A 22662-nucleotide genomic window follows, 5' to 3' on the forward strand; every position below is an offset into this window, starting at 1 on the left:
TTATCCCTTCAATTCTTGCACTTGCGCAATAATTTTATTTGGTGTCCCCCAATTGTCGCGGTCAAATTCTGATACAGGTACTTGTACATCTAATTGCCCTTCTAGTTCTACTAACAGTTGGACCGAAGCCAGAGAGTCAAGTAAGCCTTCCCCAAATAAATCGATATCTCTATTTTCTTTTACTTCATCTGTTCCTGTTATTTCTTCTAAAATTGTCAAAACTTGTTCTTCCATGATAAAATCGCTCCTTCATATTTTTTTGATAAACACAATCATTTCACTTTACTGTTATCTAAAGAAAAGCTGATCCAAGAAACCTGAAAAAATCAAAAAGCTAAAGCAGACAGCTTGGAAAGTCATAAAGACTGCGAATGCATGAGTAAATCGATTTGACGGTATCTTTTGTTTATGTTTTTTCTTGAACCTCAACCAGGCATCTGTTACACAAATCAGCCCTGCATGGTATATGCCATAGACAATATAGTACCACGTCAATCCATGCCAGACTCCCATCAATAAAAACAGGCCAAAGTAGCCGATATTCGACGTGACGATTCTACTTTTGAACCATTTTTTCTTCATTAAGAAAAACATCAATCGCATGTAGACGTAGTCTCTAAACCAGAATGATAACGTCATATGCCAACGATTCCAAAATTCTTTGATGTTCCAAGATAAAAATGGCTTGTTGAAGTTTATCGGTGTGTCATAACCCATTAAGTAACTTGTACCGACAGCAAACAAACTATAACCGGCAAAGTCAAAGAACAGATACATACTGTATACATAAGTATAGCCTACAAGTGCCCACGAAATGCCACCATCATGCAATGCTGCTTTTGATACAATTGGTAAAAGTACTTGTCCAAAATAGTGTCCGATAATAAATTTATATAAGAAACCTACAAAAATATTTTGAACACCTTTTCCCAACATATCGACATATTTATCTGGTACAGGTGGCTCCAATTGATCTTTTTCGAATCTTCTGTAACGATCGATTGGTCCAGAAGAAATCGTTGGAAAAAAGAGGAGAAACTGGATATAGCGTAAAGGGTGATAGCTTTTGATTGCTCCATCTCTCATTTCCATGATCATTTGTACAGATTTGAATGTCAGGTAAGAAATCCCTAAAAAAGCAAATAATGATGACTTACCATGTTCAACAAATGGCGTAACTTTTGTCAAAAACAAAGGAAAAATAGCCAGTAATACGGCTAGATAAAACCAGCCACCTTGATTCTTTCTTTGACGATAAGAAAAATATGCCCAAACAAGCAATGTTTGCCAGATGACATAAGCAATCAGTGCCACACCTTGTTGCCAATAAACACCACCGAAACTGATAAATAGAAAAACCAGCGTAATAAGTGTTTGATAAATGGATAAACGTTTACCACGAATCAGCAATGATAAAACAATAGGTATTAGTCCAATGACTAAAAATAAGAAATAATACGGTTCAGCATACGGGATCATATGTGGAAAATTCATTGCGGATTCACCTCAGCAATCAGCCTTTTTCGATCGATTTTCCCATTGACTGTTTGCGGCAACAGATCAACATAATTCATTCTTTGGGGAATCATATAATCCATCAGTGTTTTTGCTAACTCCGCTTTGATTGCTTTTGTTAATTGAAAGTTTGGTTGCCCTGCTGTTTTTTCCAATACCACAAATGCAACAAGTTGCTGTACTTTTGTTCCTTGATATTTAGGGACGACAACTGCTTGTTTGACACGTTGATCCTTTAATAGGTAATGCTCGATATCACCTAATTCGATCCGATAACCGTGGAGCTTGACCTGTTGATCAATTCGTCCTTCATAAAAGAGTAGACCTTCCTTTGTCAATCTTCCCGCATCCCCTGTGTGATAGCTTGGTTGACCGTCATAGTTGAAAAAAGCGGCTTCTGTTTTTTTCGGATTATTTAGATATCCTTTTGAGACACTGGGTCCTGAAATAATGATCTCACCCGTTTGATCATCAGAAACGTATTCTCCTTCACTAGCAATCAGAACGCGAGTGTCCGATTTGATGTACCCTATTGGCAATCGTTCATATTGATCTAGTACCTCTTGAGTGATCTGCACACCTGAGATGGCTACAGTAGCTTCCGTTGGGCCATACGTATTGTAGATATACGCATGAGGAAATCGAGTGAGTAATTCTTGTGCCGTTTTTTTGGTTAATTCTTCTCCACAGAATAAGAAAACCGATAAATCTGGTACATGCTGCTCATCGAAAGTTGGTTCCATCAAACAAATATCAATGAACGAAGGAGTTGAGACCCACACATCGATAGCTAAATGAGCTAAAGTTGAAAATAATTGCTTGAAATCTTGAATGACTGCTTTTTCTAGCGGCTTCAACGCCCCACCTGAAACAAGTGCGGGATAGATTGAAAAAACTGATAAATCAAATGAAAAAGGTGCCTGTGCTAAAAAACGCATTCCTTCACTGATTTGAAAATCGTCTAACGTCCATTGAACAAAACTATATAAATTATCTTGGCTTATTTGTACCCCTTTAGGTTCACCGGTCGTTCCAGAGGTGAAAATAATGTAGAAAGTTTCATCCCCTTTTACCATCAAGCTTGGTTCAATAGTCACATCTTCTTTAGTGATTGAATCCAGTTCAGTTTTAGAAATAACAGGGATATCTGTAGAATCGATTTTCCAATCCCCAATACTGATGACCATAGAAGGCTGAGCCACCCGAAGAATCGTTTCTATGCGTTCTTTCGGCGTGTGCTCTTCTATAGGAAGATATGCGTGTCCGGCTTTCACAGCACCGATAAATGAAACAATCATCTCGAACTCTAAATTTCCAAATACAACGATTGGATCATTGCCAACTACATTCTTCACTAAATAATTTGCTAATGCATCTGATTTTTTCTTTAATTCACCAAAAGTATATCTTGCGACATCAGATTGATATGCGACTCGATTGGGTTCTTCACGTCCAAACCAATCGATGGATTCAACAACCGTTTTACTTTTCATCATCTTCCTCCTAAAATTCGTTATAAATAAACGATCCACCTTGAATATTTTTATAATGGTATAAGTAAATCAATACAAAGAGTATCGCGCTATAAAAAAGTGTTCGCAGAACAAAGATACCCCAATACCTGAACCGAGGATTACTCCGCCATTTCTTCATTTGAAATCCCTCCTGTTTCCCTCCAATTAAAACCTCAAAACAAGTTTAACCACTTTTGGAAAAAAGCAACATTTGTTCTGCTAACAGAAAGCGTTTTCTCACTAACAGTTTTGTCACAAGTTAGATACACGATTAAAAAATAATCAATCTAATGAAACTATCAGCCTTTCCTATTCATCAAACTTGCTTCAGCCACTCACAAAAAAACAAGCAACCACGAATCATGGACATGATTTTCGTGGTTACTTGTTTTTTTATTTAACTGAAATATCAGCTTCTACTTGTTATTCTTCAATGATTCGACAATATAGTCGACTCGTAATGTAATAAAATAGTAGATAAATGATGATCAGAAAACCACAGATGAGATATGGCAACCAGTAACTAGCGGTCGCTATAAACTGAGAAAACACATTGACAGCAAATATCGTGTGCATGATTCCCAAAATCATTGGTGGGAAAAACATGATGGCATTTTGCTCAAAAATCATTCGATTTGTTCTTTTTTGGGCAATTCCAATTTTCGTCAACAACTGGTAATTACTTTTCTCTTCTTCTGCTTCAGCTAATAATCGCACCATCAGCATACTGCCGGTTGCCACGATCACGATCATTCCGAGAAAAATAGCCAAAAACGTGATGATCCCGATAATTCGATCTTCCCAACGTACGGCAGGATAGCGTGCCACAAAATTCAGACGGCTATCTTCCGAAAAATAATTATTTTCTTTATTTTTATCCATATTTTCAGAGATTTTCTTTGACTCAATGTGACCGACTAATTGGTCTCCTTTTATATCATAATCGTAGTAAACGGTTTTGTCCCACGTAGTAGTAACTTCTTTCGTCAATCGTTCTGTGATTTGCTCATTATCTCCACCTTGAACATTCCAATTAAGGAGCTGATAATGGACCCCTTTTGCTTCTGTAAATACCTTGTCACTCACGACTAAGGTGGGGCCTAAATAATTCACATCACTATCACCTAAGAAATTGACCATTTTTGCCTGTATGTCTAGCTTCACCTCAGGGAGATAGATCGTGGAACCATACAGTGAAAAGTTTTTAAACAAATCAAGCGTACTATCTAGTAAGACAGTGCTCTCATCAGAAGTCAATGTAACCTTAGGCATTTTAGGATTGATTCTGCGAAAGGCATTATACTCTTTTTCTGAAATCAAATTCACTAATTCAAATACCTTTGACCCCTCACCTTTACCTAAATCATCAATATTATTGATGCCCCCGATCACTTTATAGTTCAAAGTGATTTCATCTGTGATCTTTTGCTTTCCATCAGATAATATCGGTCGGAGTTTTTCCGCCAGCTCAGGCTCTAATTGATAAGAAACTGGATTTGCAATATCGACCGTTCGTGCAGTGATCGTGGAAATACTCATGATCGCGCCAATCATTGATAATGAAATAGCTATAACCAATGTAATCAATGAATTGATCCGCCAACTTTTTTGCAAATGTATCTGCGTATTTCCAATCAGCAAAAAGTTGATTCCTTTATATTTGACAGCCGAGCGGTTGAATAAATTCAAGATCAGGCGAAAAGAATAACAGAAAAAAAGATAGGTGCCCACCACGCAAAAAGCAATAATCAAAAGTGTCAAAAAAATCGCAAAATGTAAAGTTCCCGTTGCGGCTAAATTTTTGGTAATAAACTCTCGATAATGGACTGCAAAGAAATAGCCACTAGAAATAAGCAATAGACCAAGAAAGCCCAACAGCCGATGCCGTGTACGGATTCGTAATTTTGAACTCTCTGTGTGCTCTTTTTTACCGAATGAGCGGAAACGAGGGTAACGCCATATTTTCCATAAGGAATAGAGTGAAACGGACGATAACAGTAACAAAAAGATCAGAACAGTTTCAACGATTGATGGAAATGAAACAAAAAAGAGACTTTTGATCGTCATTTTCATCATTCGTATCAAGATCATAGAGAATAATTTAGAAAAAATGATACCTAAACCAATACCTGCTATACAAGCAAATAACCCCATTGTCATTGTTTCTAGAACATAGATAACTGCAACCTGGCGCTTCTTGATACCAAATAATTGATAGATGCCAAATTCTTTTTGCCTTCGATTGAGAAAAAAACGGTTGGCACTAATGACAAAAAAGAACAAAACAATGATGATGATCCAGCTTCCAATATTAAAAAAAGCATCAATTGAAAAATCTTGACTTGTCCGTCTAATCAACGATTTATCATAAGTCATCGCGCTAAAAGAATAGTAAATCATCGTTGCTAATACTAGACTAAAAAAATAAACCAGATATCCTCGTGACTGTCGCATAAAGCTTTTAGCAGCCAACTTATAAAGCATTTACCTTGCCACCCCCTCCAATCGTTGCTTGCATATCAATGACACGTTCAAAAAATTCATTTCTTGAACCTCTGCGAACAACTTCTGAGAAAATAACTCCATCTTTGATAAACAAAATTCGGTTACAATAGCTTGCGGTGTATGGGTCATGCGTCACTAATAGAATCGTTGATTTTTCGACTTGATTGATCGTATTAAGATAGTTCAATAGCTCAGTGGCTGACTTAGAATCTAGTGATCCTGTTGGTTCATCGGCAAAAATAACCTGAGGATGAACGACAAGTGCCCTTGCAGCAGCAATTCTTTGACGCTGGCCAACCGACAATTCATCAGGATAACGTTTCAGGATCTCTTCAATATTTAATAGCTGTGCTGCATGCAAGACCCTACGTTCCATTTCTACTTTCGATATCCGTTCCACAGCTAAAGGAAGTAAAATATTGTCCTTTGCATTCAGAGTATCCACAAGATTGAATTCTTGGAAAATGAAGCCTAATTTTTTTCGGCGAAAATCACTTAATTCATTACTTTTCATTTTAGTGATCTCATTTCCTTGTATCTTAACACTTCCCATCGTTGGCAAACTGATAGTCGCTAAAATATTCAATAGAGTTGTTTTGCCTGCACCACTTGGTCCCATGATACCGACAAATTCCCCTTCTTCAACTGAAAAGGAGATATTATCAAGAACTTTTACAGATGAAAGTTTATTTCCATAACTTTTACTTAAATGTCTAACTTCGATCATCTTATCCATTGTTTTTCCCCCTGCACTTGTCTTACTTGCATAGTAGCACACCCTCAGTTTTTTTTCTCTTTAGTTTTTGTCACTTCATACGCATAAAACAAAAATTTAAAATTTTTTTATTCATTTATTTTATTCACTGCATGCTGATCTTTGATTTTAAAATGCTATAACTTTACGTTTTCACTTCTTTTCACAAAGAAATATACACAATATATAGTATAGACATCCAATTATACAACCATTTGCATACTATATATAGCAAGTATTTAGTTGCTCACAGCTGAATTTTGTTTTATGATAGACAAGAAGAATTTAGCAGGAGTTGAAGAATATGAACGTAGAATACAAAGAGAAAAACACAAATCTGGGTACCACCGAGTCCATGAATATCACGATTATCAAGCGAGATGGCCGACGTGTGGATTTCGATGACAAAAAAATCAATGAAGCTTTAATCAAAGCAGAAAAGAAAATTCACGGCTCCTTATCTCCACTGACCTATGAAAAAATCCAAACAATCGTTGATCTTGTTGTTCAAGAAATCAAAAATCGCTTCACTGACAATGTTAAAATATATGAAATTCAAAATATCGTTGAACATATCTTATTAGAAAAGAACGAATATGAGTTAGCTGAAGAATATATAAATTATCGTACAAAACGTGACTTTGCAAGAAGCAAAGCTACTGATATCAACTTCTCAATCGAAAAATTGATCAATAAAGACCAAACTGTGGTCAATGAAAATGCCAATAAAGATAGTAACGTATTCAATACGCAACGTGATCTAACGGCAGGGATCGTAGGAAAATCAATTGGGCTAAAAATGTTACCTCCTCACATTGCAAATGCGCATCAAAAAGGAGATATCCATTACCACGATTTAGATTATCATCCATATACGCCTATGACAAACTGTTGCTTGATCGACTTTAAAGGGATGTTGAACAATGGATTCAAGATCGGTAATGCCGAAGTAGAATCACCAAAATCGATTCAAACTGCTACAGCACAAATTTCACAAATCATTGCAAATGTTGCTTCTAGCCAATACGGTGGTTGTTCTGCTGACCGAACAGATGAATTGCTTGCTCCATTCGCTGAACTAAATTACAGCAAACATTTAAAAGACGCCGAAGAATGGATCGAATCACCCGAACGTCAAAAAGAATACGCAAAAGCAAAAACCAAAAAAGACATTTTTGATGCAATGCAAAGCTTGGAATATGAAATCAATACACTGTTTACATCAAATGGTCAAACACCATTTACTTCTCTTGGTTTTGGTTTAGGTAAAAATTGGTTTGAACGAGAAATCCAAAAAGCAATCTTACAAATTAGAATCAATGGATTAGGTAGCGAAAAACGAACAGCAATCTTCCCTAAATTGATTTTTACTTTAAAAGATGGCATCAATCTAAATCCAACTGATCCTAATTATGACATCAAACAGTTAGCATTAGAATGTGCGACAAAACGGATGTATCCTGATATTTTGAACTACGATAAAATCGTTGAATTAACTGGTAGCTTCAAAGTACCAATGGGTTGTCGCTCATTTTTACAAGGATGGAAAGATGAAAATGGTCAGGAAGTCAATGTAGGAAGAATGAATTTAGGAGTGGTTACTTTAAACTTACCTCGTATTGCAATGGAAGCAAAAGGAGATCAAGAAAAGTTCTGGCAGATTTTGGCCGATCGTTTAGCAATTATGAAAGATGCCTTAGTTTACCGCGTAGATCGTTGTAAAGAAGCAATCCCTGCAAACGCCCCTATCCTTTACATGTATGGAGCCTTTGGCAAACGCCTTTCAAGAACAGATGCAGTTGATGAGTTATTCAAAAATCGTCGTGCTACTGTTTCATTAGGCTATATCGGATTGTACGAAGTTGCCTCTGCATTCTATGGTGGTGAATGGGAAACAAACCCAGAAGCAAAAAACTTCACTCTTGACATCGTCAAAGAATTGAAAGCAAAAGCTGATGCATGGGGCGATGAATACGGTTATCATTTTAGTGTCTATTCTACTCCAAGTGAAAGTTTGACTGACCGCTTCTGCCGTTTAGATACAGAAAAATTCGGTTTGGTCGAAAATATTACTGACAAAGAATATTACACAAATAGTTTCCATTATGACGTTAGAAAGAATCCAACACCTTTTGAAAAACTTGATTTTGAAAAAGATTATCCTCAATATTGTTCAGGTGGCTTCATCCATTATTGCGAATATCCAATGCTTCAACAAAATCCTAAAGCCTTGGAAGCTGTCTGGGACTATGCTTATGACAAAATCGGCTATCTAGGAACAAATACACCAATCGATCATTGTTACAACTGTGGTTTCGAAGGTGACTTTAAACCAACAGAACGCGGCTTTGAATGTCCTGAGTGTGGGAATCACGATCCTAAAACATGTGATGTTGTAAAAAGAACATGTGGTTATTTAGGAAATCCTCAAGCACGTCCAATGGTTCATGGACGTCATAAGGAAATTTCTTCTCGCGTAAAGCATATGAAATAAGCAGTATATATTTGTAAAGAAAGAGCGTGAGCCAAAAGAAATAATTTTGTCTCACGCTCTAAAAATGAATAAACGGTGAGTGCAGAAACAACGCCTTTGGCAAAGAAGCTGAAATGCATAAAAAGTTTTAAAAAAATTTTCGTGAATCTCTTCTTACTTTCTCAGGGTAAAACCTTCTGCCCAAACCTCGCCTTACTTATTGTATGCGTACGACTCTCGTCAACCCGTTGTTTCCGATAACTTGAGCAACACACTTCTCGGTCCATTTACGAATGGTGCAAAGCGGGGCTTTCATAACCTTATATTAGAAAGAAGTTTTTATATGCGAAATCCTAAACCTAAAGAATGGCTGGCACAAGATTACAGCCAGAACTATATTGCAGATTACAAACCATTTAATTTTGTGGATGGTGAGGGCGTAAGAAATAGCCTTTATGTTAGTGGATGTTTATTTGCTTGTGAAGGTTGCTTCAATAAAGCCGCCCAAAATTTCCACTATGGCACTCCCTTCACTAAAGAACTTGAAGAGCAAATCATGGATGATTTACGTCATGATTATGTTCAAGGACTGACCTTATTAGGTGGCGAACCATTTTTAAACACGGATGTCTGCCTGCAAGTCGTTGATCGTATCCGTCAGGAATTTGGCCACACAAAAGATATCTGGTCATGGACTGGCTATACTTTTGATGAACTATTGCAAGATTCAGATGACAAGTTGGAGCTCTTGTCAAAAATCGATATTTTAGTGGATGGTCGTTTTGAGATTAGCAAACGAGATTTAAAATTACAATTTCGTGGAAGCAGTAACCAACGCATCATCGATGTTCAACGCTCTTTAGCTGAGAATCAGGTAGTTATTTGGGAAAAATGTACTGATGCAACTGAAACCTACGAACAAATCAAAAAGCAAGACTTGATTTAGCCTTATCAATTGTAGCCATTCGTTCACACGAATGGTTTTTCTGTGTCTAAAAGCATCTAGTTACAGACCTTAAATGGAAAGGCTTCCTTAACTTGTTGTATTATTATATCTATAGTGAGTATAAAGTGGTACGCTATGCAATCGAAAAAGACGTCAAGATTCTTCAGTATTTGCAGATTTAAAATTATTTTGCTATACTTAAGACGATAAAGGAGCTATGCGTGAACATAGCCCCGATGCAGAACCGTTAAAAAGACGGTAACTTTTATAATATGGATTTAACCATCTATGACCTGTCAAAGTGTTAGATGGTTACTTTTTTTGGTCTCTAGAGTCAATAATCAGCAAGACCAATGTCGCAAACGCGATCATCAGTTGAATTGCTTCAAAAGTTGACACTTACTTACTCCCTTCTAGGGATAAAGCGATGAACCATAGGCATCACCCCTTTTTCAAGAGATTAGCCACCATCTTTTCACTTTTCTACCTTTGAAGTATATCATATCCTAATTTTCAAAAGCCATTCAAATTCTACTTAGCTTAAGTTACAACCAGAAGAAAAATTGAATTAAAACTGTAAAGATAGCCTTAACAGCATAAGAACCCCTGTTCAAACATCACCTAGCAACAATTTTTATACCTTCAACCGCACGAAATATTCTGTTCATATGGATACTACACTTGCACTAATGAATAATATCAGCTAATATAAAGAAAAGGAGCTATGCGTGAACATAGCCCCAATGCAGAACCGTTAAAAAGACGGTAGCTTTTATTAGTTTGATATTGTAACTATCTAATTACTCGCCAAAGTGGATTAGATGGTTACTTTTTTTGGTCTTTAGAGTCAATAATCAGCAAGACCAATGTCGCAAACGCGATCATCAGTTGAATTGCTTCAAAAGTTGACGCTTACTTACTCCCTTCTAGGGATAAAGCGATGAACCATAGGCATCACCCCTTTTTCAAGAGATTAGCCACCATCTTTTCACTTTTCTACCTTTGAAGTATATCATATCCTAATTCCTTGAAGCCATTTCAATTTTCACCTAGCTTAAGTCATAACCAGAAAAAAATGCTTTTGTTTATTCCTTTGTCTCCCATAATGGTAAGACAATGTTTTCATAAGTCATCGGATCTAAATTAGTCAAGGTGATCCCTAATAAACGAATCCCCTTCTCTACACCAAGAATTTCTTCCCAGATGAGACTAGCTTGGTAAAAAAGTGCTTCTTTCTTGTAAATATATTCAGGCAATGTTACTCGTTTCGTAGTAGTAGAGTAATCCGTATAGCGTACTTTTAAAACAACTGTTTTTCCATGCTTTTGAACCCGTTTCAACGCTTCCTCCACGTTCTCAGATAATTGTCGAAGTTGAGCTAAAACTGCTTCTTCTGTCTGTAAAGGCTGCCCATACGTATGCTCTTTCCCGACTGATTTTCTCTCTCTTGTCACATTGACAGGAGAATCATGGATTCCCCTAACCTTTCGATAAAGTGAATATCCCATCTTACCAAAGTTTCTGATCAACATCATTTCTGTACATTCATAAAGATCTGCTCCCGTAAAAATACCTAATTCATGCATTTTTGGTACAGTTTTTTTTCCCACACCATGAAACTTTTCAATTGGTAATGCTTTTAAAAATAAAACAGCATCTTGTGGTGCAACTACTGTAATGCCTCTTGGTTTTTGAAAATCAGAGGCTAATTTTGCTAAAAATTTATTATAGCTTACCCCAGCAGAACAAGTGAGATGGACAGCTTCCCAAATATCTTTTTGAATCAAACGAGCAATTTTGATTGCAGATTTACAGTTGACTTTGTTATTCGTTACATCTAAGTATGCTTCATCGATACTGACTGGCTCCACTACATCTGTGTAACGATAGAAGATTTCACGTACGATCTTAGAGATTTCACTGTATTTATGATGATCGCCTGGTTTAAAAATTGCTTGTGGGCATAATTCATATGCTTTTTGTGCACTCATCGCTGAATGGATGCCATACTTTCTCGCCTCATAGTTTGCCGTTGTCACCACCCCTCTTCCTCCTGTATCACTAGGGTGTCGAGCAATTACTAAGGGATGTCCGCGAAACTCAGGATGGTCACGTTCTTCGACGGAGGCAAAAAAAGCATCCATGTCGATATGAATGATTTTTCTTGATGTATCATTATGTAAAGGAAATTGTAATTCCATCGCTCTCACCCCTATGAATAGTATATAAGAACTTTTGTTCGGTTACAAGAAAAAGAAATGTTCTAAAGTACTCTACTTATTTCATAATATATTATACCTGTCTTACCAACTTCATAAAAATAAGAAAGAGATTTTTGAAACATTGTCTGTTTCAAAAACTTCTTTCTTATTAATATCATCATTGATTTTTCATGCAACAAAAACGGTTACTCGCTCTCTTCTGTCCCATGTAAAGAAGCATCCGAATGGAGAAAATAGATCAATGTTTGCAATTCATTTGTCAGATCAACGTTTTGAATCAAAACATCAGTTGGTGCATTCAACCGTGCTGATGTAAAGTTCAAAATCCCTTTGATTCCAGCCTCCGTTAAACGATTGACCACATCTTGAGCTCTTTCAGCGGGAATCGTCAAGATAGCTACTTCTATTTGTTGGATCTTGATTTGTTCTGACATATCTTCCATTGGATAAACTGGGATGCCATCTACGATTCGTCCAACGATGTCTTCATTGACGTCAAAAGCACAGCTCACACGGATACTATTACTTTGATGGAATTTATATTTCAAAAGTGCACTTCCTAAGTTACCGACCCCGATCAATGCAACATTCGTTAACTGATCGTCATTTAAGGTCTTTGCAAAGAAATGCATTAAATCTTCAACATCGTAGCCATACCCGCGTTTTCCCAATTCCCCAAAATAGGAAAAGTCACGACGAATCGTTGCGCTGTCGACTTGTACGGCCTCGCTTAATTCAGTTGATGACACTTTTTTCTTACCAGCGTTATTTAGAATTCTTAAATACCGGTAATACAAAGGCAAGCGCTTAGCTGTTGCCTTTGGGATGATATGATCTTTCACTTAATTACCCCCACTATTTTTTAAGTTTACTTTGATTTATCCATCATAGCAGTATATATAGGAAAAAATCAATTCCATTGCTTACATATTGTGAAATTTTATTCTTTGTTCATTTTCTTATCATTTCTTGGAACCTCGCAGTATAAAAGAATTTATGGTAGACTACTAGATGAAAACGAGATTTCATTCTTAGTGAATTCACAAAGTAGAAAAGAGGATTCCATGATACTATTACAAGCCAATCAGATTGCTCGCCATTTTGGTGCAGAGATTTTATTTGAAAATATCCATCTTGAAATCAGCACAAACGCTAGAATTGCCTTAGTTGGTAGAAATGGTGCTGGAAAATCGACCTTGTTAAAAATCCTTGCTGGTATAGAAAGCCCAGATGAAGGAACAATTGCTAAAAATAAAGTTGCTACTCTAGGCTATCTTGCTCAAGATACCGGCTTAGATTCCACAGAAACTGTCTGGAATGAGATGCTAAAAGCCTTCGATAGTGTTCGTAAAATGGAAAACAGAATGCATGAACTAGAACTTTTCATCAGCGAAGGTACGCCTGATACCCCTGCTTACGAATCATTTTTGAAAGAGTATGACAAATTACAGCATAACTTTTCGAATAAAAATGGGTATGGTTATGAAAACGAGATACGCTCAGTCTTACACGGCTTTAAATTTGATCCTTCCTTTTATGATCAAACAATCGATGCCTTATCAGGTGGTCAACGTACTCGGCTTGCATTAGCCAGAATGCTATTACAACACCCAGATATTTTGATTCTGGATGAACCGACCAACCATTTAGATATTGAAACACTTTCTTGGTTGGAAAGTTATTTGCAAAGTTATACCGGGGCACTGCTAATTGTTTCCCATGACCGCTATTTCTTGGATAAAGTCGTCACAGAAGTCTATGAACTAAGTCGCAAAAAAATGCGGCATTATAAAGGGAATTATTCCAAATACCTTGATGTAAAAGCAGAACAACTAGCTACGGAATGGAAAGCTTATGAGAAACAACAAACCGAGATCCAAAAACTCGAAGACTTTGTTGCACGTAACTTAGTCCGTGCTTCTACCACTAAACGTGCGCAAAGTCGTAGAAAAGTATTAGAAAAGATGGATCGCTTGGATCGCCCACAAGGAGACGAAAAACAAGCACATTTTCTTTTTAGTGCCGCTAAGCCTTCTGGAAATGTTGTTTTACAAGTTGAAGATGCCGCAATCGGTTACGATGGCGAAATCTTGTCTGAACCAATCAATTTAGATATTCGTCGTCAAGAAGCGATTGCGTTAGTCGGACCGAATGGAGTCGGGAAATCAACGTTGTTAAAATCGATCATCCATCAACTACCATTTATCCGAGGAAAAGAACATTTAGGAACAAATGTCACGATCGGTTACTATGACCAAGGACAAGCGGAACTTCATACCAATAAAACGATCCTCGCTGAGTTATGGGATGAACATCCAACAACTCCAGAAAAAGAGATCCGTAGTGTATTAGGCGCATTCTTGTTCTCTGGGGAAGATGTCGAAAAAACAATCCCTCTTTTAAGTGGTGGAGAAAAAGCCAGAGTAGCATTAGCAAAACTAGCCATGAATCAAGAAAACTTTTTGATCCTAGATGAACCAACCAACCATTTAGATATCGATAACAAAGAAGTTCTGGAAAATGCACTGATCGATTATGATGGCACACTATTATTCGTTTCACATGACCGCTATTTCATTAATCGTATCGCCACAAAGGTCATCGAACTTTCTGAGAATGGCAGTAAAATGTATTTGGGTGATTATGATTATTACTTAGAAAAGAAACAAGAGGAAGAAGAAATTTCGGAATTATTAGCAGAAAAAACACCAGCAGCCGTAGAGGTCAATTCAAACAAAAAAAATTATTTCCAAAGCAAAGAACAGCAAAAACTGATTCGTAGCTTGCAACGGAAAGTCACTCAGGTAGAAGAACAGTTGACTAAATTAGATGAGGAACTAGCTGATCTCGAAAAACAAATGATTTTACCGGAAAATTTGGACGATCATGTACGATTGAATGAATTGAACCAGGCATTAGAAGAAGCAAGAAAAACACAAGAAGCAAAACTTTCAGAATGGGAAGATCTAAGCATCGAACTGGAAGAATATGAAAATGAGTGACCGAAGAGGCTGGGACAGAAGTGTTTAACTCCGAGAAATAAGAAGAAATCAACGAAAATTGCTTTTCAAATTTTTGTTAATTTTGACTTATTTAAGAAGGAGTTGCTTCTGCTCCCACCGTTTATTCGTTTTTAAAGAATGAGACAAAAGTGTTTCTTACTTTTGTCCCACGCCCTTTTTTGTTTTTTCTTTTTTCGTTTTGCTCTCATTTCACCTTTAGAGAAGAACAATAATGACTTTCTTACTTTTTATTTTCTCTCTTTTTAACATAATAAGTTACTACTAAGTGTATCCGGCACAATTTTTTGCTGTTTCACTTATAAAATAGTACTATCAGTATAGAAAAGGAGAGGATGTTGATGAAATTTGTAGTAATTGGCGGAGTGGCCGGCGGACCTTCTTTTGCTACTCGTTTACGCCGCTTAAATGAAGAACATAAGATCGTAATCTATGAACGGGGAAAACATATTTCCTATGCAAGTTGTGCATTACCCTATTATCTGGGAAATATCATTGAAAACCGCGATACATTGATCGAACGTACTCCAGAAATCTTAAAGGTCAAGAATAATATCGACGTTTTGACAGAACATGAAATAACCGAAATCGATCCTGAAAAGAAACAATTAACCGTAAAAGATTTGCAAACGGATCAAGAGTCTGTGACTAATTATGATAAATTGATCATTTCTGCAGGTGCTCGTCCCTATTTTCCTGATATCACAGGTGTGGCAGAGGCAACAAATAGTTTTGTGTTACGAAGTGTCACAGATGCTGACCGCATCAAAACATTTATCCAAACACATGACCCTAAAAATGTTTTGGTTCTAGGTGCTGGCGTCATGGGACTAGAATTAGCAGAAAATTTCCATCATTTAGGAATGGACGTAACATTGGTTGATCATTTACCTCAAGTAGCCTATCCCTATGATGAAGAAATTGCTGATTTGATTTATGACAAGTTGGTGGAAAATAACTTGAAAGTTCAGTTAAATACTGAAATCAAAGAGATCCGCCGAAATGGCCAAGAAGTATTACTTTCTGACGGTTCAACATTGGAAACGGATATGATCGTATTTGCAGTCGGTGTGACACCAAATAACGAAGTAATCAAAACTGCTGGTATTTCGTTATCTGATACAGGACAGATTATTGTGAACGATCAATTGGAAACCAATATTTCTGATATTTATGCGATTGGCGACATCATCGAAACAACAAGTGTTGTGACTGGTCAGCCAATAGCAAGCATGCTCTCCAGTGCTGCAAACCGCCAAGGACATTTATTAGCTGATATCTTGAACGGTACACCAATGCGTTATCGCGGCTATGTTGGCGCAGGGGTTGCAAAAATTTTTGATTATACCGCAAGCTATACAGGAATGACTGAACATGCCTTAAAAAATGCGGGAATCACTAACTATAAATCAATTTTTATTACCCCTTTTGATCATGCCTATTTTTATCCTGGAGCGACTCGCCTTAATCTAAAAATCATTTTTGATGCTGATTCCGGAAGAATACTTGGCGGACAAGCGGTTGGTGAAAAAGGCGTTGATAAACGAATGGGAGAATTATCGGTCGCAATTACCGGTAACCTAACAGTCTTTGATCTACCTGATCTAGAACTACCCTACTCACCCCCATATTCAACAACTAGAGATCCACTAAACATTGCTGGTTATGTGGCCATCAATCAATTGACGAATGTCATTGACACGATCAAGGTAGAAGATATTTCAGAAGAAGATTTGGCTCATGCTTTCTTCTTAGATATTCGTGAACCCAACAAAGCTCCTTCTGGAAGTATTCCTGCTACTAAAAACATCCCCATGAACGAACTACGTGATCGGATTGCTGAGATTCCTAAAGACCGACCAGTTTACATCACGTTCCGCAAAGGATTGAATACCTATACTTCTGCCAGAATCTTAGCTGGCTTCGGTATCCATGCTGTCTTGATTGAGGAATAAAAAAGAGCCGCGGTGGGATAGCCGCGACCTAGGAGTTTATTTTTACTTGAGGAGTAAAAATGAAAAAGCTTTATAGGGTTACTTGTTGGTATGTCCATAGAATATAGAAAAAAAGTGAAGAATTATCAATGAATATTTGCCTTTTTCTTGGCATAAAACTTAAGAAAATATAAACACCGATAAAAAAAATTATGTAACGTTCTTTATATAATCCCCTTGATCAAAAAGCTAGTTTTTTGACTAAGGGGTTATTTATAGCCAATTCACCGTATGTTGTTGTACCAAGAAACGTTACACCTAGCATAAAGTGCTTCTCGTCTCCTTACAAATCAATCTTAAAATTGGTTTCAACGATCATACTTCGATAGTGAAAAAAACATTTCGTTGATTCATTTGCCTCTCTTTATCATCAGCGAGAAAAAACATACCATTTTCTTGCTTTCTGGATGTTCTTTTGGCGCACTTTTGTTTCGTTTTTTGCTTTATTTTGTATAAGCTGAATGATTTTTTTCTCTTGTCTCTCTTCAGCATCTTTTTTATGTATTTCTTTCAAATCATTTTGTGGTATCTTGCTTTTCAATCTAGCTGTGATAATTTGTGGCGCTGGTTGATTTTCTTTCACTGATGAAGAGCCCACTTGTAGGGTCTCGGGATAAGTTTCCCCTTTCTCCAACGTTTCATACATATTCGCAAAATTTATAGTCATCTTACCCATCTTTAAAATCCCTGTATTCCCTGATACTCGCTGGTTATTTTCAGTCTTTCCTGTGGGAGTTTCATCTGGAATCCCATCTGAACAAGTCTCCCATTTTTCTGCTGTCTCATGCTTGTTAGCGAATTTTACAACATTTTTTTCATCTCTCAAGATAGCTGTATCTATTTGATAGTGTCGATAAGCAATTCGTCCAATGACTTCATCAAATGCTTTCTCATTTAATAATGGGTTTGCAATTTCATTCGCCATACACATCTGGAAAATTCTTTCTCTGATCGTTAGTGTTTGCTCTAATGCTTCGATGATCTCCTTGTTTCCAATTTTCTTGATAGCCTCTTTTTCAATAGTGATCCAGTAGTATTGATATTCAGCCAATGAAAGCATACCATAGCGATATTCCTTCATTTTCTTACGAAATTCTTCTGGCTCAGATTTAGAAAAATCTTCCCCTAAATGAATGGCATATTCGCTCGTTTGTTTTAGACGCTCTCTCGTCTGCGCTGGAGAAAAATATATAACAGGATCATTGGGACTTGCAAAATAGTTTTGTTTCAATTTTTCAATTTTTTTAGTGAGTTCCTCGTCCTTTAACTGTCCACTCTTGGTATTATTCTGTAAGGATGGCCTCTTACTGTCTAACTGACTGCCTATTTTTTTTCTAAACCATTCTTTGACTCCGATACGTATCACTCCTAACTTCAATAAGATACATAAATTATACGAACCATCTTACTTTTGTATAGGTCGATTTATCCTTACTGACCATCATAAAATGAAAAACAACATGAAAATAGGAGAGTACAATAGATAACCATTGTACTCTCCTTCTTCTAACACTTGAATTATTACTTGTCGTGCCAAACTTCAGTTGCAACTTTTTGTAATAATTTGATTTTTTTCCACTGTTCTTCTTCCGTTAACCGATTTCCTTCTTCTGTCGACGCAAAGCCACATTGCGGGCTAATACTTAAATTCTCTAACGGCACATACTGTTGTGCCTCTTCAATACGTTTCTTAATTTCATTTGGCTCTTCTAGTTCTGGAAATTTAGACGTTACCAATCCTAGTACAACTTTGCTCTTCTTATTCGTCCAATAGCGCATTGGAGAAAAGTCCCCTGCTCGATCAGAATCATATTCCAAAAAGAAACCATCATAATTTGTCGCAAACAAATTTTTAGCAATCGGCTCATAGCCACCAGAAAAAAGCCATGATGAAGCATGATTTCCTCGACAAATATGTGTTGTCACTGTCAAATCTTCTGGTCTATCCGCCAATGCACCATTGATAATCATTGTACAGATTTCAGCAACTTTCTCAGGATCGATCCCTTTTACTTCAAGGGATTCACGCTTTGTTTTATCCGCTAAAAAGGCCCAATTCGTGTCATCAAATTGCAAATAGCGACAGCCTCTATCATAAAATGCTTGGACAGCATCCTGATAAGTCTTAGATAAATCAGTGTAAAATTCGGTTAAGTCGGGATAGACTTCTTTGATTTTAGAAGTACCATCATTTGATAAAAGTTCTTGGCGTAAAATCATTGTTGGACTAGGAATCGTTGCTTTTGCTACAGATGTACCATCTGTTTCTACAACTTCTTTTAAAAAGGTAAAATCATCTAAGAAAGGATGGTTCGAATCAAAAGAGATTTTATCTACTACACGGATGTTATATGAAGGTGCTGCTTTCCCGTGGAATTTTTGGTTATAGCCTGTTTCTGGTACATAGCCTTCGATACCATTCAAGCCTTCTAGAAAATCAATATGCCAAAACCCTCGACGAAACTCTCCATCAGTGATTCCCTTTACTCCAACTGCCTTTTGGCTCGCTACTAATTTTTTTATTTCTTCATTTTCGATTTCACGAAGTTCTTCTTTGGTAGTTGTTCCTTCCTTCACTCTTTGTCTTGCTTCTTTGATTGATTTAGGACGTAGAAAACTACCTACGTGATCGACTGTAAATGGAATTGTTTGATTCATATCCGACACTCCTTTGAATTTTATAAAAAAAGCCCCTTTACTAGCAATACATACTAGTAAAAGGACGATTATGCTCGTGGTACCACCTTTTTTTAGAAAGATTTTTCTTTCCCTTCGTCTGACGATTTGATCAGTGGTCTCGTTAACGGGAGACTTCTTCGTTTTTGCCTACGTATCGACAAAAATCCTAAAAGGTCATTTTCACTAATCTTTTATTTAGCTTCTCTCACCAAACGAAGCCTCTCTTAAAACGACTTGATTACTTACTTTCCTTCTCAACGGATGTTATTTGATTGATATCAGGATAACATTTTTCAAAAAAATGTCAATTTTTATAGGCTCTTGCGCTTATTTCCGATACATTTTGAATTCCAAGAACAAGTCATTATAGATGCCTAGATATTTTGGTCCAAGGTCTTCATAAACTTCTAGGTGGGAGATCGTGTCGTCTGAAGGATAAAATTGTTCATCTTCAGAAATCTCCTTTGGCAATAATGCTTTCGCTTTTTTATTTGGTGTTGAATAACCGATATATTCGGCATTTTGCGCTGCATTTTCTGGTTCTAACATGAAGTTGATAAAGTCATAGGCACCTTCTTTATTCTTAGCTGTTTTCGGCATAACGATATTATCGAACCATAGATTTGAGCCTTCTGAGGGGATCACGTAATGCAAATGTTCATTTTCAGACATCATATCTGCAGCTTCACCGGAAAAAGTGACTGCCACAGAAGCTTCTTCATTGATCATATACATTTTGATCTCATCCGCAACGATTGCTTTGATATTAGGGGTCATCTGGTTCAACTTGTTGGCTGCTTCATTTAACTGATCTCTGTTTTTGCTGTTCAATGAGTAGCCAAGACTATTTAATGAAAGTCCCATTACTTCTCGTGCGCCATCGATCAGCATCAAGCTATCTCTCAATTCTGGTTTCCACAAGTCATCCCAATGTTTGATCTCATTTTCCTTGAACATTTTATCATTGTAAACGATACCTAATGTTCCCCAAAAATAAGGGACGGAATAGGTGTTGTTTGGATCAAAATCCTGATTCAAGAAGCGATCATCAATGTTTGCTAACCCTTTGATTTTTGTATGATCTAACGGTAGCACAAGTTTTTCTTTGATCATTTTTTGGATCATATATTCACTAGGGATGGCGATATCATAATTCGTTCCCCCTTGTTGGATCTTCGTGAACATTGCTTCATTTGAATCAAACGTTTCATAGTTGACTTTGTATCCAGTTTCTTGTTCAAATTTAGTGATCAAGCTAGGATCAACGTAGTCCCCCCAGTTGTAGATCGTGACGATCTTAGCACCACTCATCCCGCTGGCTTTCTCTAGTTGACGAACGCCAAAAAGCAAAACCAGGATGATGACTAGGATACCAATGAATAATGATTGTAATTTTTTCATCGTAAACGTGCCACCTCCTCACGTCCGCGACGGTTCTTTCTTAATTTTTTCGGACGGTTTTCTTTGCTAATAAAATAGTAGCCAATTACAAGAATCATTGAAAATAGGAAAACAAGTGCGCTTAATGCGTTGATTTCCAGACTGATTCCTTGGCGCGCGCGTGAGTAGATTTCTACGGATAAGGTCGTGAAGCCATTCCCAGTAACAAAGAAGGTTACTGCAAAATCATCTAGTGAATACGTAAAAGCCATGAAATAGCCTGCAATGATCCCAGGTGAAAGAAACGGCAAGATGATATTTTTTACAACTTGTAGATTATTGGCACCCAAATCTCTTGCAGCATCAACCATCGAATCATTCATTTCCTGTAGCTTCGGCAATACCATCAGAACAACGATAGGGATACTAAAAGCAATATGTGAGAGTAAAACACTTTGAAATCCTAGGCCAAATCCTAGTAAAGTAAAGAAGATCAAGAAACTAGCACCAATGATGACATCCGGTGAAACGAGTAAAATATTGTTCATACTTAGCAGAGCCGTTCTTGCTTGCCTTTTTTTCGTGTAATAGATGCCCATTGCGCCAAATGTTCCAATGATCGTCGCAATCAAAGCTGATAAAAAAGCCAACATAAACGTGTTCAGTACAATGGTGATCAATCGCGTATCGTCAAAGACTGCTTGGTAATTTTCCCACGTAAAACCAGTGAAACTGTTCATCGTGCCACCAGCATTGAAGGAATAAAAAATCAAATAAAAAATCGGCAGATATAACAACAGAAAAACAATTGCTAGGTAAAGATAAGACCATTTGATTTTTTTCATCGTGAACGGCCTCCCTTCTTCTTCTCACCCGTGAGTAACATAACGATAAACATGGCAATGATTAGAATAACGCCGATTGTTGAGCCCATTCCCCAGTTTTGGGTTACCAAGAAATGCTGTTCGATTGCTGTACCTAGTGTGATCACTAGATTTCCGCCAATCAAACGAGTCAGCATGAATAATGACAAGGATGGGATAAACACAGCTTGCACACCACTCTTCACACCGTTTAAAGATAATGGAAAAATGACCCGACGGAATGTTTCAAAATTATTTGCTCCTAGATCACGACTAGCACTGATCAACGAAGGATTCATTTCTTCTAGCGCATTGAAGATCGGCATGATCATAAAAGGAATTTCTATATAAGTAGCTACAAATAAAAAACTAAAGTCTGTAAACAAAATCTGCCTTGGTCCAATTCCTAAAAAGTCAAAAAAGTGGTTGACACTTCCATGAATACTAAAGATTCCAATAAAGGCATACGCTTTTAATAATAAATTAACCCATGTCGGTAAGATGATCAACATCAACCACAGTTGCTTATGTTTTAGTTTAGTTAAAAAATAGGCAGTTGGATAACTGATGATAAGGGTAAAAAAAGTGATCAAAAAAGCATACCAAACTGAATTAAGTGTCATTGATAAATAAGTACCTGACGTAAAATATGCGGCATAGTTACTTAAAGTGAACTGACCGTTCATATCAAAGAAAGATTGATAAATGATCAGCAAAACTGGCGCAATAACAAACAATCCTAACCATAAGATATAAGGGACTGAATAGATTCTACGCATTGTTTTCATTATTGTCCC

Annotated in this window: 18 protein-coding genes, 1 pseudogene and 1 other annotated feature; of the genes and pseudogenes, 4 read left to right on the forward strand and 15 right to left on the reverse strand. The window is 37.0% G+C overall.

The window, feature by feature from the left end; translation table 11 throughout:
- From dltC to DVW83_RS06840, 6 genes are all read right to left on the reverse strand, one after another.
- Positions 1-234: a D-alanine--poly(phosphoribitol) ligase subunit DltC gene (gene dltC / locus DVW83_RS06815; RefSeq protein ID WP_005881129.1), complete on the reverse strand. Its 234-nt coding sequence runs from the start codon at positions 232-234 to the stop codon at positions 1-3.
- Positions 235-288: 54 nt separating this feature from the next.
- Positions 289-1494, reverse strand: coding sequence for a D-alanyl-lipoteichoic acid biosynthesis protein DltB (dltB, locus tag DVW83_RS06820; RefSeq protein ID WP_137239169.1), 1206 nt, complete (start codon positions 1492-1494; stop codon positions 289-291).
- Positions 1491-3008: a D-alanine--poly(phosphoribitol) ligase subunit DltA gene (gene dltA / locus DVW83_RS06825; protein ID WP_104661454.1), complete on the reverse strand. Its 1518-nt coding sequence runs from the start codon at positions 3006-3008 to the stop codon at positions 1491-1493. The genes dltB and dltA overlap by 4 nt, the downstream gene beginning before the upstream one ends.
- A 10-nt stretch (positions 3009-3018) precedes the next feature.
- A complete protein-coding gene (locus tag DVW83_RS06830) occupies positions 3019-3168 on the reverse strand; it encodes a teichoic acid D-Ala incorporation-associated protein DltX (protein ID WP_104661453.1) in 150 nt (49 codons plus the stop codon).
- A 284-nt stretch (positions 3169-3452) separates the two neighbouring features.
- Positions 3453-5513 (reverse strand): FtsX-like permease family protein, encoded by a 2061-nt coding sequence (locus DVW83_RS06835; protein WP_104661452.1) that lies wholly within the window; start codon positions 5511-5513, stop codon positions 3453-3455.
- Positions 5503-6270, reverse strand: coding sequence for an ABC transporter ATP-binding protein (locus DVW83_RS06840; protein ID WP_005878090.1), 768 nt, complete (start codon positions 6268-6270; stop codon positions 5503-5505). Before DVW83_RS06840 ends, DVW83_RS06835 begins: the two co-directional genes overlap by 11 nt.
- Before the next feature lie 322 nt (positions 6271-6592).
- Here DVW83_RS06840 and nrdD point away from each other — a divergent pair, with 322 nt between their 5' ends.
- Together nrdD and nrdG are read left to right on the forward strand one after the other, a co-directional pair.
- Positions 6593-8782, forward strand: a complete 2190-nt coding sequence (gene nrdD, locus DVW83_RS06845; protein WP_104661451.1) for an anaerobic ribonucleoside-triphosphate reductase — start codon at positions 6593-6595, stop codon at positions 8780-8782.
- Between the two features lie 322 nt (positions 8783-9104).
- On the forward strand, positions 9105-9707 hold the full coding sequence (gene nrdG, locus DVW83_RS06850; RefSeq protein ID WP_104661450.1) for an anaerobic ribonucleoside-triphosphate reductase activating protein: 603 nt from the start codon (positions 9105-9107) through the stop codon (positions 9705-9707).
- 312 nt (positions 9708-10019) lie between these two features.
- On the opposite strand, the gene DVW83_RS16110 is transcribed toward nrdG, so the two are convergent.
- The 4 genes and pseudogenes from DVW83_RS16110 to DVW83_RS06860 form a co-directional block, all read right to left on the reverse strand.
- On the reverse strand, positions 10020-10106 hold the full coding sequence (locus tag DVW83_RS16110) for a putative holin-like toxin (RefSeq protein WP_219842350.1): 87 nt from the start codon (positions 10104-10106) through the stop codon (positions 10020-10022).
- 426 nt (positions 10107-10532) lie between these two features.
- Positions 10533-10604: pseudogene (locus DVW83_RS16115) on the reverse strand (hypothetical protein); the annotation flags it as partial.
- Between the two features lie 188 nt (positions 10605-10792).
- Complete coding sequence (dinB, locus tag DVW83_RS06855) at positions 10793-11908, reverse strand: DNA polymerase IV (RefSeq protein ID WP_104661449.1); 1116 nt, start codon at positions 11906-11908, stop codon at positions 10793-10795.
- Positions 11909-12114: 206 nt separating this feature from the next.
- On the reverse strand, positions 12115-12771 hold the full coding sequence (locus DVW83_RS06860) for a redox-sensing transcriptional repressor Rex (protein ID WP_005878084.1): 657 nt from the start codon (positions 12769-12771) through the stop codon (positions 12115-12117).
- 222 nt (positions 12772-12993) lie between these two features.
- Here DVW83_RS06860 and DVW83_RS06865 point away from each other — a divergent pair, with 222 nt between their 5' ends.
- Positions 12994-14931, forward strand: coding sequence for an ABC-F family ATP-binding cassette domain-containing protein (locus DVW83_RS06865; protein ID WP_104661448.1), 1938 nt, complete (start codon positions 12994-12996; stop codon positions 14929-14931).
- A 359-nt stretch (positions 14932-15290) separates the two neighbouring features.
- A complete protein-coding gene (locus tag DVW83_RS06870) occupies positions 15291-16904 on the forward strand; it encodes an FAD-dependent oxidoreductase (protein WP_104661094.1) in 1614 nt (537 codons plus the stop codon).
- Between the two features lie 409 nt (positions 16905-17313).
- Here the strand turns inward: DVW83_RS06870 and DVW83_RS06875 are convergent, their stop codons facing one another.
- From DVW83_RS06875 to DVW83_RS06895, 5 genes are all read right to left on the reverse strand, one after another.
- Positions 17314-18309, reverse strand: a complete 996-nt coding sequence (locus DVW83_RS06875) for a hypothetical protein (protein ID WP_104661095.1) — start codon at positions 18307-18309, stop codon at positions 17314-17316.
- A gap of 155 nt (positions 18310-18464) precedes the next feature.
- Positions 18465-19601 carry a 5-methyltetrahydropteroyltriglutamate--homocysteine S-methyltransferase gene (locus DVW83_RS06880; protein ID WP_123862309.1) on the reverse strand — a complete coding sequence of 379 codons (1137 nt, stop codon included), beginning with the start codon at positions 19599-19601 and terminating at the stop codon, positions 18465-18467.
- Positions 19602-19658: 57 nt separating this feature from the next.
- Positions 19659-19889, reverse strand: a binding site (T-box leader).
- Positions 19890-19949: 60 nt separating this feature from the next.
- A complete protein-coding gene (locus DVW83_RS06885) occupies positions 19950-21023 on the reverse strand; it encodes an ABC transporter substrate-binding protein (RefSeq protein WP_104661097.1) in 1074 nt (357 codons plus the stop codon).
- On the reverse strand, positions 21020-21847 hold the full coding sequence (locus tag DVW83_RS06890) for an ABC transporter permease (protein WP_104661098.1): 828 nt from the start codon (positions 21845-21847) through the stop codon (positions 21020-21022). Before DVW83_RS06890 ends, DVW83_RS06885 begins: the two co-directional genes overlap by 4 nt.
- Positions 21844-22653, reverse strand: coding sequence for an ABC transporter permease (locus tag DVW83_RS06895; protein ID WP_104661099.1), 810 nt, complete (start codon positions 22651-22653; stop codon positions 21844-21846). Before DVW83_RS06895 ends, DVW83_RS06890 begins: the two co-directional genes overlap by 4 nt.
- Positions 22654-22662 lie beyond the last annotated feature (9 nt).

This window comes from Enterococcus sp. VV15 (assembly GCF_005236045.1).
GTDB lineage: Bacteria > Bacillota > Bacilli > Lactobacillales > Enterococcaceae > Enterococcus_B > Enterococcus_B durans.

Excerpts from the sequence above, each read along its gene's own strand:
- DVW83_RS06865 (WP_104661448.1), top strand. The coding sequence starts at position 12,994 with ATGATACTATTACAAGCCAATCAGATTGCTCGCCATTTTGGTGCAGAG.
- DVW83_RS06895 (WP_104661099.1), bottom strand. The coding sequence starts at position 22,653 with ATGAAAACAATGCGTAGAATCTATTCAGTCCCTTATATCTTATGGTTA.
- DVW83_RS06890 (WP_104661098.1), bottom strand. The coding sequence starts at position 21,847 with ATGAAAAAAATCAAATGGTCTTATCTTTACCTAGCAATTGTTTTTCTG.
- dinB (WP_104661449.1), bottom strand. The coding sequence starts at position 11,908 with ATGGAATTACAATTTCCTTTACATAATGATACATCAAGAAAAATCATT.
- DVW83_RS06835 (WP_104661452.1), bottom strand. The coding sequence starts at position 5,513 with ATGCTTTATAAGTTGGCTGCTAAAAGCTTTATGCGACAGTCACGAGGA.
- DVW83_RS06880 (WP_123862309.1), bottom strand. The coding sequence starts at position 19,601 with ATGAATCAAACAATTCCATTTACAGTCGATCACGTAGGTAGTTTTCTA.
- nrdD (WP_104661451.1), top strand. The coding sequence starts at position 6,593 with ATGAACGTAGAATACAAAGAGAAAAACACAAATCTGGGTACCACCGAG.
- dltC (WP_005881129.1), bottom strand. The coding sequence starts at position 234 with ATGGAAGAACAAGTTTTGACAATTTTAGAAGAAATAACAGGAACAGAT.
- DVW83_RS06885 (WP_104661097.1), bottom strand. The coding sequence starts at position 21,023 with ATGAAAAAATTACAATCATTATTCATTGGTATCCTAGTCATCATCCTG.
- nrdG (WP_104661450.1), top strand. The coding sequence starts at position 9,105 with ATGCGAAATCCTAAACCTAAAGAATGGCTGGCACAAGATTACAGCCAG.
- dltB (WP_137239169.1), bottom strand. The coding sequence starts at position 1,494 with ATGAATTTTCCACATATGATCCCGTATGCTGAACCGTATTATTTCTTA.
- DVW83_RS06840 (WP_005878090.1), bottom strand. The coding sequence starts at position 6,270 with ATGGATAAGATGATCGAAGTTAGACATTTAAGTAAAAGTTATGGAAAT.
- DVW83_RS06870 (WP_104661094.1), top strand. The coding sequence starts at position 15,291 with ATGAAATTTGTAGTAATTGGCGGAGTGGCCGGCGGACCTTCTTTTGCT.
- dltA (WP_104661454.1), bottom strand. The coding sequence starts at position 3,008 with ATGAAAAGTAAAACGGTTGTTGAATCCATCGATTGGTTTGGACGTGAA.
- DVW83_RS06830 (WP_104661453.1), bottom strand. The coding sequence starts at position 3,168 with ATGAAGAAATGGCGGAGTAATCCTCGGTTCAGGTATTGGGGTATCTTT.